The organism is Pseudoalteromonas distincta, from assembly GCF_005877035.1.
GTDB classification, from domain to species: Bacteria; Pseudomonadota; Gammaproteobacteria; order Enterobacterales; family Alteromonadaceae; genus Pseudoalteromonas; species Pseudoalteromonas distincta.
On sequence record NZ_CP040558.1, the window covers coordinates 1,116,075 to 1,131,809 of the forward strand.

A 15,735-nucleotide genomic window follows, 5' to 3' on the forward strand; every position below is an offset into this window, starting at 1 on the left:
CCTAAAATGTAATTATCTTGTGACAGGTTTGTGACAGGTTTACCCTGTAGATTGCAATATGAATACGCTGATACGCACTACACACAACTATAAATTTAATTTAACAAGGTAGCGGAGATAACTATGGCTCAACGGTTCTCTAAAATATTTGCAGTAACAGGCGCAATGTTAACTTGTGTTTCACTTCCTTCGTATGCTTCTTTTAATGGGCTTACCGAACAAGACAATTTAAACGTTAAGCTTAGGTCTATTTACTTTGACCGCGATTACGACAACGACGCCAGTGACGACTCAACCTTTGCACAAGGTATAGAGCTAAATTACCAGTCGGGCTATTTTAATGACTTAATTAGCTTTGGAGTGTCTAACTATACCGTGCTCAATTACAACTCAACCGGCAGCGCACAAAATAATATTTTACCTGCTGGGGATGAAAAAGGCGGTGTAGACGATAGCTTTTCTAAATTTGGCCAATACTTTATCGACTTTAAATTAGGCGATAAGGGGCATATAAAAGTAGGCGGACAAAAAACCAAAAGCATGCTTTTAAAAAGCTCAGGTAGCCGCGCTATCCCAAATACCTTTAGAGGTGTATTTGGTGATTACATAATGGGCCATACCAAAGTATACGGCTTCGCATACGATAAATGGAGCCGACGCCACGATGACAAATGGGAAGACTTTTCAACCGACCAATCAGATAAGGGCGCTATTAGTGTAATTTGGGGTGTAGGTGCAAGTTACAAAAAAGATGCACTTAAAATTGACGCTGAATATTTAAGCTCTCATGACTACCTAAGCAAAATGGGCCTTAAAGCCAGTTACGATATTAAACTTGAGCAAAGCAAGTTAACACTTTCAAGCGGCGTGTTTACCTCAAAAGACGACGGTGATTTATTTGTAACCGGCGCAGAAGGTGGCGATTTAGATGACGAAGATGCACTAGGTGCGATTTCTGGCGTTACTAAAAGCGAAAACGATGGTTTTGCTTATTATTTAGATGCTAATTGGAAAAAAGATATTTGGACATTGGGTGCGGCGTTTACCAAAGTAAACGATGCATGGATAGAAGATAACTTTAGTGGCGATCACGGTACTAACCCATTTCCTACACGTTCATTAATTGGTGCCGATTTAACAAACCAAAACGAAGCTACCTGGCAGGCACGTTTAGGCATTAACTTAAAAGCAGTTGCACCGGGTTTAACCACAAAACTTTACTACACAAACGGTAGCGATGCAGAAAATTCAGCTCTTGGAAAAGCAGGTGGTACGGCAGATGAAAAATACTGGGCTATAGATACTCGTTACAAAGTACCCGCGGTTAAAGGTTTAAGTCTACGCTGGATGTTTTTAGATTACACCACTGATGAAATGGGTAGTGTAGATGGTGTTAAAGGCGACCGAGCCGACCATCGTGTTTATGTTGATTACACTATTAAATTTTAAATTCCCCTCCGATATGGTCTGAAAAGATAAAAGACCTTTTGTTTTGGTGCGTCAATTCATTGTAATTGCGCACCTTTTTTATGCCAATCAAAATATATTACTTTTTATACAATTATTTTTAACATGACAGGTTAGTGACAGCTTAGCTGATTACTCTTAGATAAAGAGCAAGATTTAAGCATATAACTCGGGCTCTATCCGTTCAAAGTGTTAAACAACGTAAAAAGGGTGATTATCATGAATATATTATTTGCAGCTAAACAGTTAAAACCCGCTCCACGAGCGATTCATGTTCGCGAAAATCAACATGGTAAGTCACCTTCTAAATTATCGCATTTGTCGCCAATGGCTGTTCAGCATAACGTATTTGAAAGCATAAGCTCACAAGAGCAAACGTTAGAATGCGTTGTTGTTTTAAGTAATAACTAACAGTGTAAGCCACGTATTTAATTAGATTAATTGGTTGGATTATTATGACTATTCAAAAAAAAATACCCTGTGTCATTATGCGCGGTGGCACATCACGCGGAACCTACTTTTTAGCAAATGATTTACCAAGAGAGTGGGAAAAAAGAAAACAAATACTCATGGCAGCAATGGGATCTGGTGATCCGCTTCAAGTAAACGGAATAGGAGGCGGTAACTCGCTAACCAGTAAAGCGGCTATTATTTCTCGATCAAACGAAGCCGATGCTGATATAGATTACTTGTTTGCGCAGGTTGCCATAGAAGATATGGAGGTAGACATTACCCCTTCTTGCGGCAACATCTTATCGGGTGCTGCGCCTATGGCAATTGAATACGGCTTAGTCACTGCAAGTGAAGGTGAAACCACTGTAAGAGTAAGAAACGTCAACACCAACACACTTATTGAAGTTATTGTACAGACTCCAAATGGCTTTGTTGAATACGAAGGCGATGCCACCATTGATGGTGTACCTGGATCTGGTGCGCCAATTCTACTTAAATTTTTTGACGTATGCGGCACTAAGACTGGTGAGTTACTACCTACAGGGTCTGTGCGTGATACGTTTGATGGTGTTGAGGTAAGTTGCGTAGATGCTTCTATGCCTATGGTACTTATTCCGGCTAAATCATTGGATGTTACAGGCTGGGAAACTAAGTATGAGTTAGATGCAAATAAAGGGCTATTACAAAAAATAGAGAGTATTCGTTTACAAGCATCATTAAAAATGGGATTAGGCGATGCAACTGGTAAGGTTATTCCAAAAATTGGGCTCCTTTCTCCAGCACAGTTTGGTGGCACAATTACCTCTCGCTACTTTGTACCGCAAAACTGCCATACGAGTCACTCAGTGACTGGCGCAATATGTGTAAGTGTAAGTTGTATGTTACCTGGCAGTATTACCGAAGATATTATTACTCAAAGTGAAGAAGAATCTCAGAATATTGTAGTTGAGCACCCAAGTGGAAAAATTGATTTATTACTTGAAGGTAACTACAACAATAACACCCTAAATATAAAGTCAGCGGGCTTAATGCGCACTGCTAGAATGTTATTTAAAGGTGAAGTGCATATTCCTGGCAAAGTATGGGATATACCTGCGTAAGTTAACAATTTCAACCAACCCAATTGAGCGATGACGGTTTTGTCATCGCTTTTTTTATGTTGTCTAAAAAACAAAATGAATATTAAGCATTTAAAATCAATACCTTGGGTTTTTTTGTAAAGGGTATATAAATATTAAAAGTTTATTAACGATGACAGGTCGATGACAGTTTCGAAGACTAGTCTAGGTGCTGTTAACTTCTAGTAACGAAATACTTTCATTTAAGCAATGAATGTAGAGCCGTTATTAGGACCTATTTAAATAATTAAAGTGAAAACCAGAGGTCGATTTATGAATATTAAATTAAGTACTTTTACACCTAATCGATTAAAAGCATTACTTGTTGTTTTAGCAGCATCAAGCGGTTTGAGTTCAGCATATGCAAACGCAGATGAAGTAAATTTTGAAGGCGAGCGAGTAGAGTGGGTTGTGCCATTTAAAGAAGGCGGTGGTTCTGATACATGGGCACGCTTTTTTGGTCCTCGTTTTTCACAGCACTTAAATGGTAAGCCCGTTGTTGTTGTTAAAAATATTCCTGGTGGTGGCTCAACTAAAGGTGCAAACCGCTTCGAGCGACGCGCTAAACCTGATGGCTTAAATGTTTTTAGCACGTCAGCTTCTACGCAAATACCTTATTTACTTGGCGACTCACGCGTTAAATATAATGTAAAACGCTGGAACGTTATTATGGCTACACCTACGGGAGCGGTTGTATATGTGCGCCCAGAGCTAGGTATAAAAAGCGCAGCAGAGCTTACAAAATTACAAGGTCAAAAACTTAAATTTGGTAGTCAACGTGCTGCATCAATGGATTTAGTTGGCTTATTAGCTTTTGACATGCTTGATTTAGATATTCATGCGATTTTTGGTATGAAAGGTCGCGGTAGCGCTCGCTTATCGTTTGAACGTGGCGAGGTTGATATCGATTTTCAAACAACATCAGCGTACTTAAAAAAAGTACGACCATTAGTTGATGAAGGTAAAGCAATTCCGCTTATGTCGTTTGGCGTACTAAATAAAGACGGCGTTATAGTTCGCGACCCGACTTTTCCAGATTTGCCACATGTAGGTGAAGTGTACGAAATGATCCACGGTAAAAAACCTACAGGTGTTGAATACAACGTATGGAAAACTTTTTTCATTGCTGGATTTGCAGCTCAAAAGGGTTTGTTTTTACCACAAGGCACGCCTGATGACGTGATTGCATCTTGGCGCAGTGCTGCGCAGCGCGTAATTGATCAAGACAACTTTAAAGAAGAATCAGAGTTGGTACTTGGCGAATATCCGCAGTTAATTCACGAAGATGCGGTTAACACATTGAGCTCAGCACTTACTATTTCAGACACAGATAAAGAGTGGGTAAGACAATACCTTAACGACAACTACAACACGCGTTTTTAGAACCATGTTGATGTGTTTTATTCAAAGTGGCTCTACGAGTGTGAGCCACTTTATTAATCAAAGGAGAGCAGTATGTTAGATGCATTTTTAATTGCGCTGCAAACTATTCTTACCCCAACTCATTTAATGTATTTATGCGGCGGTGTATTTTTAGGGCTGTTAATCGGTATATTTCCGGGCCTAGGTGGTATTGCGGGTTTATCGTTATTGTTACCGTTTTTGTATGGCATGGATCCAATATCTGCACTTGCTATGTTAATTGGCTTAGTCGCGGTTATTCCAACTTCTGACACGTTCACCTCTGTTTTAATGGGGATCCCAGGCTCTAGTGGTTCCCAAGCGACCGTACTTGATGGTTTTCCGCTATCTAAAAAAGGGCAAGCGGCTCGCGCACTTTCAGCGGCATTTGCATCATCATTGTTTGGTGGTTTATTTGGCGCAGTTATTTTAACGTTGTTTGTACTTATTGCTCGTCCAGTTATTTTAGCATTTGGCTCAGCCGAACTATTTATGCTTACTTTACTTGGTTTAAGCATGGTAGGTGTACTTGCCGGTAACAGTTTGGTTAAAGGTCTAAGTGCATGTGGTTTGGGACTTTGTTTAGGCTCGCTTGGCGGTGCACCTGCCACAGGTGAATACCGCATGGTATTTGATAACGGTTATTTAATGGATGGCATACCACTGGTTGTAGTGGGGTTGGGTATTTTTGCTCTTCCTGAAATTATTGATTTACTACGTCAAAACCGTTCTATTTCAGAGGCATCTGAGCTAGGAAGTGGATGGTTTGAAGGTGTTAAAGATGTGGTTAAGCACAAATGGTTAGCGACACGTTGTGCTGCAATAGGTTGTGTAGTTGGGGCGTTACCAGGGCTTGGTGGCAGTGTTGTTGATTGGATTTCTTATGGCCACGCTGTACAAACCTCCAAAGACACCGAAAACTTTGGTAAAGGTGATATACGCGGTGTTATTGCTCCCGAATCCTCTAATAATGCTAAAGAGGGCGGTGGTTTAATTCCTACTTTATTATTTGGTATTCCAGGCTCTGGTAGTATGGCGGTATTTTTAGGTGGCATGGTATTAATTGGTTTAGAGCCAGGTCCTGCGATGATCACCACCGACCTTGATATAACTTACACCATTGTTTGGTCTCTTGCGCTTGCAAATGTAATTGGCGCGGGTGCGTGTTTACTTATTTCTAAATGGGTTGCCAAAGTAACAACGATACCTTACACGTTAATGGCACCATTTATGGTGATGGTAATATTTTTTGCAGCGTTTCAGGCAACTCGTGACTTAGGCGATTTAGTTGCATTAATTGGTATTGGTATTCTAGGTATTTTAATGAAGCGCTTTGGTTGGCCACGACCTGCATTTTTAATCGGTTTTGTACTTGCAAGTGGGATGGAAACTTACCTTTATCAAGCTATCCAATTCGACGGCATTGAGTTTTTATTAAAACCGGGTGTAATTATTATTGGTGCGTTAACTGCGCTTTCTATTTTCTTTGCAGCACGCCACTCTATTAAGGCTGCTAAAAAAGAAAAAGCGAATAAAAATACGGCGAATGCTGAACCAAAACCTACCAACCTAAAACCACAAACTGCGTTTTCAGCATTTGTTAGCTTAGTGTTTGCTTATGGTTTATATGACTCGTTCCAACGCTCATTTTTAGGCGGAGTATTCCCTGCGGTTGTGTGCTCATTTATGTTAATACTCTCAGCAGTCGTCTTTATAAAGCTATTACTTAACAAAGTAGATGACGCTGTAAATTACGATAACGAAGTGTCAGCAGGATACGAAAATGACTCAAGTGTTACCGGGCTTTGGCATTATGTATTTTGGCTATGCGGCTTATTAGTTGGGTGTTTTTTAGTGGGGTATGTTATTTCGATAGGGTTGTTCTTTATTACATTTTTACTTATAAAAGCGCGTATTTCGATTGTTAGAACATTAACTTTAACCACCTGTGCCTTGGCATTTTTACTTACCCTTGCGCATTTTATGGTACTTGATTTACCGACAGGCTATTTACAAGAGGTAGCCAGCTTTACAGCACTTTAATGACAGGTTGAGTGTTAAAAAGCGTTCAACTTCTTAAGCTGCCATGCTTGGATTGTTTCCTTTAATGTAATGAGGATATAAAAATGATTTCGCCGAAATTAATTTTAATGCCGCTCTCTACCAGCGGACATGTAACGGAACGCTTAAAAGGGGGGTTAGCCATTGCTAAATATTTTAATGCTCATCTTGATGTATACCATAACCACCTTGATCCAAAACGTTTTTTACCAATAGGTCAGCTTGGATTACCTTCTAAGTTGGTAAAAGAACTTGATTTAGTTGCTGGGCGCTTTGCAAGTACTGAGTCAGCAAACTTAAAAGGTGAGTTTATCAGCCTATGCGACGAGCAAAATATAATATATAGCGACAAAAGTGGTCCAAGTTTAACGCACCCAAGTGCAACATGGCACGTAAACTCGGGTTTGCGCAGTGAAATAATTGCAGAGCAAGGCAAAGTAGCCGATTTAATTATTATTCCACAGTCAAAAAGTGGTAAATCGACTTCTACTTTTGAAGCGTCGATTATGCGAAGTGGTAAACCTATATTGTTTGTGCCACGTGCTATGGACACTTTTAATATTGAAACCGTCGTAATAGGCTGGAACGCCAGTACCGAAGTTGCGCGTACATTAACTTACAGCTTACCGATATTGAAAATGGCTAAAAAAGTAATTATATGTACCAGTAGTAATAGTGCCGCGAAAAAGCCAGATGGTAACGATGTAGTGAGGTATTTAGCTCAACACGAAATTAATAGCGAATTTGTTACGTTTAATAGTGGTAGGTAATCAACAGCGAAAGCATTTTTGTCGGTAGCGCAGTTACATAATGCCGATTTGGTGGTGATGGGCGCGTTTACTCATAGGCGTATTCACGAGCAAATTTTTGGTGGCATGACCGACTTTATGCTGGCTAATACAACGGTGCCTATTTTTATGGCGCGATAACACTTAAAGCTTACTTACTAAATTTTACCCAAAAGCCGATATTTACGTTCAATATCGGCTTTTTATTTTTAGTGACTCATTGATTAATTGTGTTAAAACTAACTAAGTACAATAATAAAAATAAAGGGGTATTACACCATGAAAGCACTTATTCAATGGAGATCAGATGGACAATTCATTGATATAAATGGCCATCAAATATTTACAAAAATAGCTGGTGATATAACTAAGCCTGCGCTGCTTTTAATACATGGCTTTCCAAGTGCTAGCTGGGATTGGGAGGGTATGTGGCAAACCCTTAGTGAACATTATTTTGTAATTACGCTCGATATGCTAGGTTTTGGTTTGTCAGATAAACCAATAAACGCTACTTATAAAATTACCGAACAAGCCGACTTATATACCCAATTTTTAAAAACGTTAAATATTAATGATGTACATATTTTAGCTCATGACTATGGCGATACTGTGGCTCAAGAGTTATTAGCAAGGCAAGTGGTTAGTCAAAGTGACTTTAAAATAAACAGCGTGTGTTTTTTAAATGGTGGGTTATTTCCTGAGGTGCATAAACCATTATTTATACAAAAGCTTTTACTTTCAAAGCTAGGTTGGATAGTGCCAAAATTAATGAATAAACAAAAATTTGCCAATAATTTAGTTACTATTTTTAGTAAAAGTACACCTCCTTCAAAACAAGTGGTAGACACACTTTGGGAGTTGCTAATTTATAAAGATGGTTTAGCGGTTATGCCTAAACTCATTAGTTATATAAAGCAGAGGCAGCAAAACAGAGAGCGTTGGGTTGGTGCCATCATAAATAGCAATATACCACTTACGTTTATAGCAGGCGCAGAAGATCCCATCTCTGGTAAGCACATGATTGAGCATTATAAAAAGCTGATCCCCAATGCGCGCGTACAAGAGTTTGTAGAGCTTGGGCATTATCCGCAAGTAGAAAATCCAGATGCAATTACGCAGGCTTACTTGGCATTTAGAAATTAACTATTAGTACAATTTAGATTTTTATAGAAGCTAAAATTTTAGCTATTTTTTCTTTTGATTCATAACTGATAGGCGCTAAAGGGCTTCTTACCGTTGCGTGTATTGGTAATCCCAAAAGGCTGAGTGCTTCTTTAATATTTGCATGAGGGCTGGTTACTGACTTTATTAGTGGTTTAGGACTACGAATTAAAATATTAAGCAGTGAGTTTTGCACACTTACTGAAATATTTAAATTATTAGCAATCGGTAATACAGATTTTAATACTGTACGATGTTTATTTATCTCTTTAGTGTTATTTAGATTTAAATCTTCAAAAAATGCAGCAGCCTGCATGGGTAAAATAGTTGCTATAGGACAAATTGCACCCGCAGCACCATGGGCAGCTATATGTTCGTACACCAAAGTTAATCCGCTAAAGTAACGAGTATCAGGCAATTTATTTAAAACGGTGCGCGCTGTTGCTAGATGTAATGAGTTATCTTTAATACCTATAATATTTTTAATACTTAGCAGTTTTATTAATTGTTGGTTTGAAAAATAATGCCCTGTAATCTGAGGGAAATAATAAAAAAGGATAGGTGAAGTTGAATGCTGCGCTATGTTCTCAATCGCTTTTAAGTAGTTTTCAAAGCTTGATTTATAGTAAGGAGTTAATAACAGTAATATATAACTCGAGTAACCTTTATAAGCAGTAATTTTTTCAATTGCTTGCGCGCTACTGTATGCGTTTACGCCTATGATAAGTGGCTTTTTATTTTGCACTTTATTGTAAGTGTACTGAACAATTTTAAGTTGTTCTTGATCAGAAAAATAAGGGAGTTCACCACCACTACCTAAAATTGTTAAGCCGTGTATATCTGTATCTAGGTAATAACCTAAACATTTATCAAACCCTTTAAAATCGATACTCTCATCTTCTAAAAGAGGAGTGTGGATCACTGGGTATATTCCATTTTTTATAGTCATATTGATATCCAACTAAATATTAGCTCCTAAAATTATTAGGAGCTAAGTGATTTTATATACTTAAATCAAGTAAGTTATAATCTTTAATCTCTTGTTTTGCCTGTTCATCCCAATCAAAGGTTTTATTGGCTTCAACAAAAGGTTGATATTGATAAGGTGTTTCGTCAGGGAAGTGCTGTTTTCTAGCATCTATTGCATAGCCAAGTACTTTTGATCTCTGCTCAATAAGTGACTCATCGTAAACTTTAGCTTCACAGTGCATTCCAGAGCCCATGACACCTAATACAGATGAACGTTTATGGAACCCAAAGTTAATAGTAACGCGAGGCTCAAATCCAGAGTTAGCGAATGAACCATGCAAAAGCTGTCTATTACAAATAACAACATCACCGGGATTACAAATTAAAGGCACCATTCCAATTAAGCGCTCACTGCCTGCTTCGGCAACCATTTTTTTAATATCAACCCTACCAACCTTATGACTTTTAGGTAAAACCCACACACCATTTACAGCAGTACTGCCAAAAACTTGCGCCATAAAGTTAAAGCCGTGTATGTCTTGATCAAAATTTTCATTTTCCCAATGAGTATCACCATCTTGGTGCCATGAAACGGCAGCGCCTACGCCAGGATCTTTAATAAAAAGACATTCATGAAATGGGGCAAAATCCTTACCATTTATTGCCTCGGCCACTTTTAATAATTGAGGGTGCGCGTACGTTCTTAAGCATGACTCAGAAAACTGCAGTGAGCCAAGCAATACAAAAGGCGAAAACGCAGGCAGATCGTCAGCAGCTTCAGGTTCAAATAATTTTACTTGGTGTCGGCCATTAGCGATTGCGGTTCCGCCAAGTGGATCTCCAAGTGATTTTGACCAAATTAAATTAGGTGCTTGATTATCAGCACCTAACGCTGGTTTTCCATCTGCGGTTGTTTTTCCATACGGTTCTAAAGGGAAGGTTTTTTTTAATTGGGCTAGTTCTATTTCTATCTCGGCGAGCTCTTTTTTATCAATTACGTTTTCGAATATATAAAAGCCGTATTCTTGGTATTGGCTTTTAATGTTTTGTGCTAAATCACCATATTCATCAAACTCAATAGGGCCTCTATTATTCATAGCTAAAGCATTTTTTTTGCCATTAAGTAAATATTCTCGCATTTCATTGGCATTTTCACCGTAATGTGAGGCGCATGCATCAATCGATCTTGTTATACTTTTAGTCATAATGTGTCCTTAACGTATTTCACAGTTTTTATTGCAAGTAAAACTTAACCTACAATAAAAACTGTGGTCAAGCTGTTTTTCTATGGAGAAAATAAATGGAGCAACTAAATATCGCTCGGGGTAATAAAAAAAGACAAGAAAACAAAGAGTTGAGAAAGGTTGATATACTAAAGCATGCCCGAAATCTTATTGCCTCTAAAGGCTTTGATGCGTTTACATTAAGCGAATTAGCCACTGTTGCAGGTGTTTCAATACCAACTATTCATAATTTATTTGGTAAAAAGCATGATATCTTCAAAGTGCTGGTCGAAGAAATGGTCATTCGCATTGAAAAAGTTATACTACAGCCCGACATGACAAACCCAATAGAAGCCGCTATTGCGTTTATAGATAACTTACTCGAATTATTTAAAAAAGATGAAGCGTTTTACCGAGCTGCGTTTGTTGCTGGTGAGCGTAGTAATTTATTTGAACATAAACAACCGACAGGCATTTTTAGTCAATCGCTAAAAATAGCAGAGCAGCTATGTATTTCAGCTAAAGAAAAAGGCTTTTTGAATGGTCTTGTTGATAGTAAATGGTTAGCAAAGCAGCTGTTTGGTTGTCAGCGACTAGCTCGCCAAGATTGGGTTAACGGGTATATTGATTTACAGCAGTACAAAAACCAAGTGCTGATAGGTATGTTTATTACTTTTAGTGCTGATGCAACAGATGAGTATAAAGTTGAATTGTTAAATAAAATTGATTCACTGACATAAACGTATAAAAATGCGGCCTACTTTACAGTGGCCGCGTTTTAAATTTAGTAATTAGGTTTAATATTTTTTCTTCGGTGCTCTTAATTGTTTTTCAAACTCATCTGAAAACAATATCGTGCCGTCGTCTTCCTCAGTAGGAAAGGCAGCAATAAGTAAATCATCCTCTTCAAGGCCTGGTGTCCAGCGACTAAACCAATCAGCAAGTGGAATTGCTTTAGCGCTACAACCAACCCATTCGCCAGTTGCCCATGCCTCTGCAAATTCGCGAGTTGGCCAAACTGGCACGCAGTCGTCATCTTCGTTGGCAAGCATAACGCAGCCATCATCGTCGTTTAAAATCCATACTTGTTTAAATTGTTGTACGGTTTCGAACATATAGGCTAGGCGTTTTTTTGCCCCAAGCCCTAAAATTACTGCTTGTTCTTCACTTAAATTTGGCGTTGTCATAATTAGCTCACTCTTAATTACTATATCTCAATTATATGCACACAAGTATATCGAGTTATATGACAGAGTGTTGAAAAGTTGCTATTTAATTTCAGCAATGCAGATCTAATTTGTATATTGAACAGTATAAGTCCTCACTAATTTGAGCGATCATTCAAAATAAGCTTGAATGTTTGTAAAAAGGCCACATTGTAGTAAGCATATACTTAATGAAGGATTGAAAAATGACTACTGATCTACTTGCTCCGTTTAAACTAAATAATACGATTGAGCTTAAAAATCGCGTACTTATGGCACCATTAACGCGTTGTATGGCTGACGATAACTTAGTGCCAACACAAGATATGGTTGAATATTATGCTCGCCGTGCCGAAACCGGTTTAATTATTAGCGAAGCAACTATTATTCGTCCAGATGCGCAAGGTTACCCAAATACACCGGGTTTATTTACCAGTGAGCAAATTCAAGGTTGGAAAAAAGTAACAGACGCAGTGCACGCTAATGGCGGCAAAATGTTTGCACAGCTTTGGCATGTTGGCCGTGTTGCACATCCTCACTTTTTTGATGGCGATGTACTGGCACCGTCGGCAATTGGCGTTGAAGGCTCTGTACCTCGTATGCGTGAGCTTACATATATCACACCAAAAGCAGCGACTATAGATGACATTAAGGGCCTTGTAGCTGATTACGCAAAGGCGGCAGAAAATGCGATTGAAGCGGGTTTTGACGGGGTAGAAATTCACGGTGCTAACGGGTATTTGATTGACCAGTTTTTACATTACGCTGCAAATACACGCAGCGACGAATACGGTCAAACGCCTGAAAATATGTCGCGTTTTGCACTAGAAGTAACCGATGCAGTTATCGCCGCTGTAGGTAATGAGCGTACTGCTTTACGTGTTACACCGGGTGCTTATTTTAATATGAGCGAAGATAACCGTGATAAAGCGGTATTTGATTACTTATTACCAGAGCTTGAGAAGAGAGATTTAGCATACTTACACGGCGGTATTTTTGACGACAGTACAGCGTTTGAGTCGCTTGAAGGTAAAACGACGTCTGAATTTTTACGTGCAGGCTACAAAGGTACATTAGTAGGCGTAGGCAGCTATAGTTTTGAGTCAGCAAAAGAGGCAATTAACGATGCTAAGTTTGATTTAATCGCGATTGGTCGCCCACTTATCGCAAACCCAGATTACATTAGCAAAATTGCAAACGGTGAAGAACTAGTACCTTACAGCGATGAAATGCTAGCTGAATTGAAATAAATTACTATTTGTAATAAGTTCTAGAAAATAATTAAGGCACCCAAAGCTAAACCTTTGGGCGTCTTTTTTTGTACATATTCCCGCCATAAATCTTCCATATTTGTTTAACCTTTATGTAAATAAAGTTCATCCTCGTTGTCATATTTAAAATTCATACTGTGCTCGTTTTCATATTTCATAATTAAAACTAAACGGGACAACAATGTACGCTTTAAAAAACAAATCGCTATTGAGCATGGCTATTGCCATGGCTGTATCAACATCTACTTATGCTAACGACAGCACCATAGAAGAAGTAACCGTTGTAGCTAAACCAACGAGCTACGCTAACAATGTTATTGAGCCTGCAATGCTTGAGCAGCAAAGTTCGGTATCGAGTATATTATCGGTTATTGATAACTTACCAGGTATTAGCATAAACGAAGGTGATGCATTTGGTGGCGACGATTGGTCTACTACAATCACTATGCGTGGTTTTAGTATTGATGGAAACCAACAACAATTAGGTATGACCGTTGATGGCATTCCCAATGGTGGCTCTAATTACGGCGGTGGTGCTAAAGCTAACCGTTACTTGGAGAGTGAAAATTTAGCAACAGTAGAAGTAGGTCAAGGTACGTCTGATATTAAGTCGGCTTCACTTGAAGCACTAGGCGGGACATTTAACTTTGTAAGTAAAGACCCAAGCCTTGAAAAAGGCACTACCTTTGCTTATACATCAGGCAGTCACGATGCCACGCGTTATTATATTAAACACGAAACAGGCACTGTTTTTAATAACACACAAGCGTACGTAAGTTACTCGCAAACAGATACAAGCCGCTGGATTGGTTCAGGCAGTAATGGGGGCAAAGACAACCAACACGCTGAGCTTAAGTTTGTATCTAATTTTGACGATTTAACGCTCACTGGTCGTTTATCTTACGATGATGTAAGCGAGACAAACTATAACAGCGTAAGCCTTGAGCAGTTTGAACAAACACCCGATTGGGATCAGCTAACATGGAATTGGACGGGAGTTCCGCACTTTGACCAAATGTTTGCAGAAGGTTGGGGAACGCTTCGTGAAAATACCTTAGGCTATTTAAAATTTGAATACGCGATTTCAGCAACTTCATTATTAACTGTTAGCCCTTATTATCATAAAAATTCAGGTCGCGGCGATTGGATCCCACCTTATTTAACAACGCCTGTTGATGAAAATGGCGACCCAACAACCGAGGGTGGCACTAATTCAGGCTCTTATGGTTTTGCTGATAGTGAAGGCAACCCGCTTGCACCCAATGCCGATTGTACGCAAAGTTTGAGCTGGCCATGGGAGTCGGGTCCTGGTTTAAATCCTGCGTGTTACGATGCAACAGCAACGCCGGTTATGTCTTACCGCCATACGCATTACAACAAAGATCGTTTAGGTGTAACGGCAAATTACCAAGCTACATTTGGTGATCACGATATCGAAGCGGGCTTTTGGTATGAGCAAAGTGAGCGTGATGAATCGCGTGATTGGCACAAAGTAATTGACGCGCGTATTTATCATCACTTTGATAGCACGCCTTACTGGACACAATACAAAAACACTTTTGATACCGATACATTCAAATGGTACTTACAAGACTCGATTAATTTTGGTGACTTAACATTAAATATTGGTGCAAAACAGTATTTAGTTGAATTACAAAAGTATGACCACTTTGCTAACGAAAGATCAGATAAAGTAGATAGCGACTCAGACGTGTTATTTAGTGGTGGTGTATTGTATCAGCTAAATAACAGCACAGAATTATTTGCTAGTTACAGCGAGAATTTTTCAGCAATAAAAGACGGTGTACTTGAGCGAGATAGCTCAACACTTACAAACATAGAGCCAGAAACTGCCGACAACATCGACTTTGGTGTACGTTACCAAGCCGACAGATTAACCCTTACAGCAACGGCTTACAGTGTTAAGTTTGATAACCGCATTACCTTTATTGCCCCTGGTAGTGGCACAGATGGGATTGATTACACCATTGGTACAAATGGCTCGTACGTAAATGTAGGGGGTATTGACTCAAATGGCCTTGAGCTTGCAGCAAGCTATATGTTAACACCAAGCTGGAGCGTGTACTCGTCGTATACTAATAGCAGTTCTGAGTATTCGTCGGATGATCCAAATGCATACGATTCACAGGGTGTAATATTAAGAGATGAAAGTGGTAATGAGGTAGCACCGAGCTTTAGAAAAGGCGACAGCATAATCGATTCATCAGAAGATTTATTTGTGGTATCTACCGATTACTTTAGCGATGGCTTTCGTGTTGGTTTATCGGCTAAATACACCGGTGAGCGCTTAGGTGCATGGCAAGACGAAGACACTCGCACGCGTAATAAAGTAGACGGCTACACCGTACTTGATTTTAATGCAGGTTATTCAACTGACGTAGATGCAGGTCCGTTTAAAGCCATTGACGTATCGTTTGTTGTTTATAACGTTACTGACAAAAGCTACTTAGCAGGTGGTACCGGTAACGGCGCTACTTACTACATTGGTGCGCCTCGCACCGCAGCAGTTACATTTACCGCTGATTTTTAATTAAGTTTTAGTAATTGAATTAAAATAAAGCCCATCATTGATGGGCTTTATTATATCAAAGGGCGCA

At 39.1% G+C, this 15,735-nt stretch carries 14 protein-coding genes; 11 read left to right on the top strand and 3 right to left on the bottom strand.

The genetic code is table 11. The features are described 5' to 3' along the window. The first annotated feature begins 123 nt into the window (after positions 1–123). The 8 genes from FFU37_RS04995 (at position 124) to FFU37_RS05030 (ending at position 8,431) form a co-directional block, all read left to right on the top strand. Complete coding sequence (locus tag FFU37_RS04995; protein WP_138488865.1) at positions 124–1,449, top strand: OprD family outer membrane porin; 1,326 nt, start codon at positions 124–126, stop codon at positions 1,447–1,449. A 237-nt stretch (positions 1,450–1,686) separates the two neighbouring features. Continuing rightward, on the top strand, positions 1,687–1,878 hold the full coding sequence (locus FFU37_RS05000; protein WP_138488866.1) for a hypothetical protein: 192 nt from the start codon (positions 1,687–1,689) through the stop codon (positions 1,876–1,878). Positions 1,879–1,922: 44 nt separating this feature from the next. Next, positions 1,923–3,020, top strand: a complete 1,098-nt coding sequence (locus tag FFU37_RS05005; RefSeq protein ID WP_138488867.1) for a 4-oxalomesaconate tautomerase — start codon at positions 1,923–1,925, stop codon at positions 3,018–3,020. 291 nt (positions 3,021–3,311) lie between these two features. Next, complete coding sequence (locus FFU37_RS05010) at positions 3,312–4,421, top strand: Bug family tripartite tricarboxylate transporter substrate binding protein (protein ID WP_138488868.1); 1,110 nt, start codon at positions 3,312–3,314, stop codon at positions 4,419–4,421. Positions 4,422–4,493: 72 nt separating this feature from the next. Continuing rightward, positions 4,494–6,482, top strand: coding sequence for a tripartite tricarboxylate transporter permease (locus tag FFU37_RS05015; protein ID WP_138488869.1), 1,989 nt, complete (start codon positions 4,494–4,496; stop codon positions 6,480–6,482). Positions 6,483–6,565: 83 nt separating this feature from the next. Continuing rightward, positions 6,566–7,270 (top strand): universal stress protein, encoded by a 705-nt coding sequence (locus FFU37_RS05020; RefSeq protein WP_138488870.1) that lies wholly within the window; start codon positions 6,566–6,568, stop codon positions 7,268–7,270. An 18-nt stretch (positions 7,271–7,288) separates the two neighbouring features. After that, positions 7,289–7,429, top strand: a complete 141-nt coding sequence (locus tag FFU37_RS05025) for a putative universal stress family protein (protein WP_138488871.1) — start codon at positions 7,289–7,291, stop codon at positions 7,427–7,429. Between the two features lie 138 nt (positions 7,430–7,567). Further along, positions 7,568–8,431, top strand: a complete 864-nt coding sequence (locus tag FFU37_RS05030; RefSeq protein WP_138488872.1) for an alpha/beta fold hydrolase — start codon at positions 7,568–7,570, stop codon at positions 8,429–8,431. 13 nt (positions 8,432–8,444) lie between these two features. Here the strand turns inward: FFU37_RS05030 and FFU37_RS05035 are convergent, their stop codons facing one another. Together FFU37_RS05035 and FFU37_RS05040 are read right to left on the bottom strand one after the other, a co-directional pair. Then, positions 8,445–9,398, bottom strand: a complete 954-nt coding sequence (locus FFU37_RS05035) for a dihydrodipicolinate synthase family protein (protein WP_138488873.1) — start codon at positions 9,396–9,398, stop codon at positions 8,445–8,447. A gap of 52 nt (positions 9,399–9,450) precedes the next feature. Continuing rightward, on the bottom strand, positions 9,451–10,623 hold the full coding sequence (locus FFU37_RS05040; RefSeq protein WP_138488874.1) for a phytanoyl-CoA dioxygenase family protein: 1,173 nt from the start codon (positions 10,621–10,623) through the stop codon (positions 9,451–9,453). 95 nt (positions 10,624–10,718) lie between these two features. Here FFU37_RS05040 and FFU37_RS05045 point away from each other — a divergent pair, with 95 nt between their 5' ends. Further along, positions 10,719–11,381 (top strand): TetR/AcrR family transcriptional regulator, encoded by a 663-nt coding sequence (locus FFU37_RS05045; RefSeq protein ID WP_033028321.1) that lies wholly within the window; start codon positions 10,719–10,721, stop codon positions 11,379–11,381. Between the two features lie 57 nt (positions 11,382–11,438). Here the strand turns inward: FFU37_RS05045 and FFU37_RS05050 are convergent, their stop codons facing one another. Further along, positions 11,439–11,828 carry a DUF2750 domain-containing protein gene (locus FFU37_RS05050; RefSeq protein ID WP_033028320.1) on the bottom strand — a complete coding sequence of 130 codons (390 nt, stop codon included), beginning with the start codon at positions 11,826–11,828 and terminating at the stop codon, positions 11,439–11,441. A gap of 224 nt (positions 11,829–12,052) precedes the next feature. Between FFU37_RS05050 and FFU37_RS05055 the strand changes: the two genes are divergently transcribed. Together FFU37_RS05055 and FFU37_RS05060 are read left to right on the top strand one after the other, a co-directional pair. Then, positions 12,053–13,096 (top strand): alkene reductase, encoded by a 1,044-nt coding sequence (locus tag FFU37_RS05055; protein WP_138488875.1) that lies wholly within the window; start codon positions 12,053–12,055, stop codon positions 13,094–13,096. 202 nt (positions 13,097–13,298) lie between these two features. After that, positions 13,299–15,668: a TonB-dependent receptor domain-containing protein gene (locus FFU37_RS05060; protein WP_138488876.1), complete on the top strand. Its 2,370-nt coding sequence runs from the start codon at positions 13,299–13,301 to the stop codon at positions 15,666–15,668. Positions 15,669–15,735: the final 67 nt, after the last annotated feature.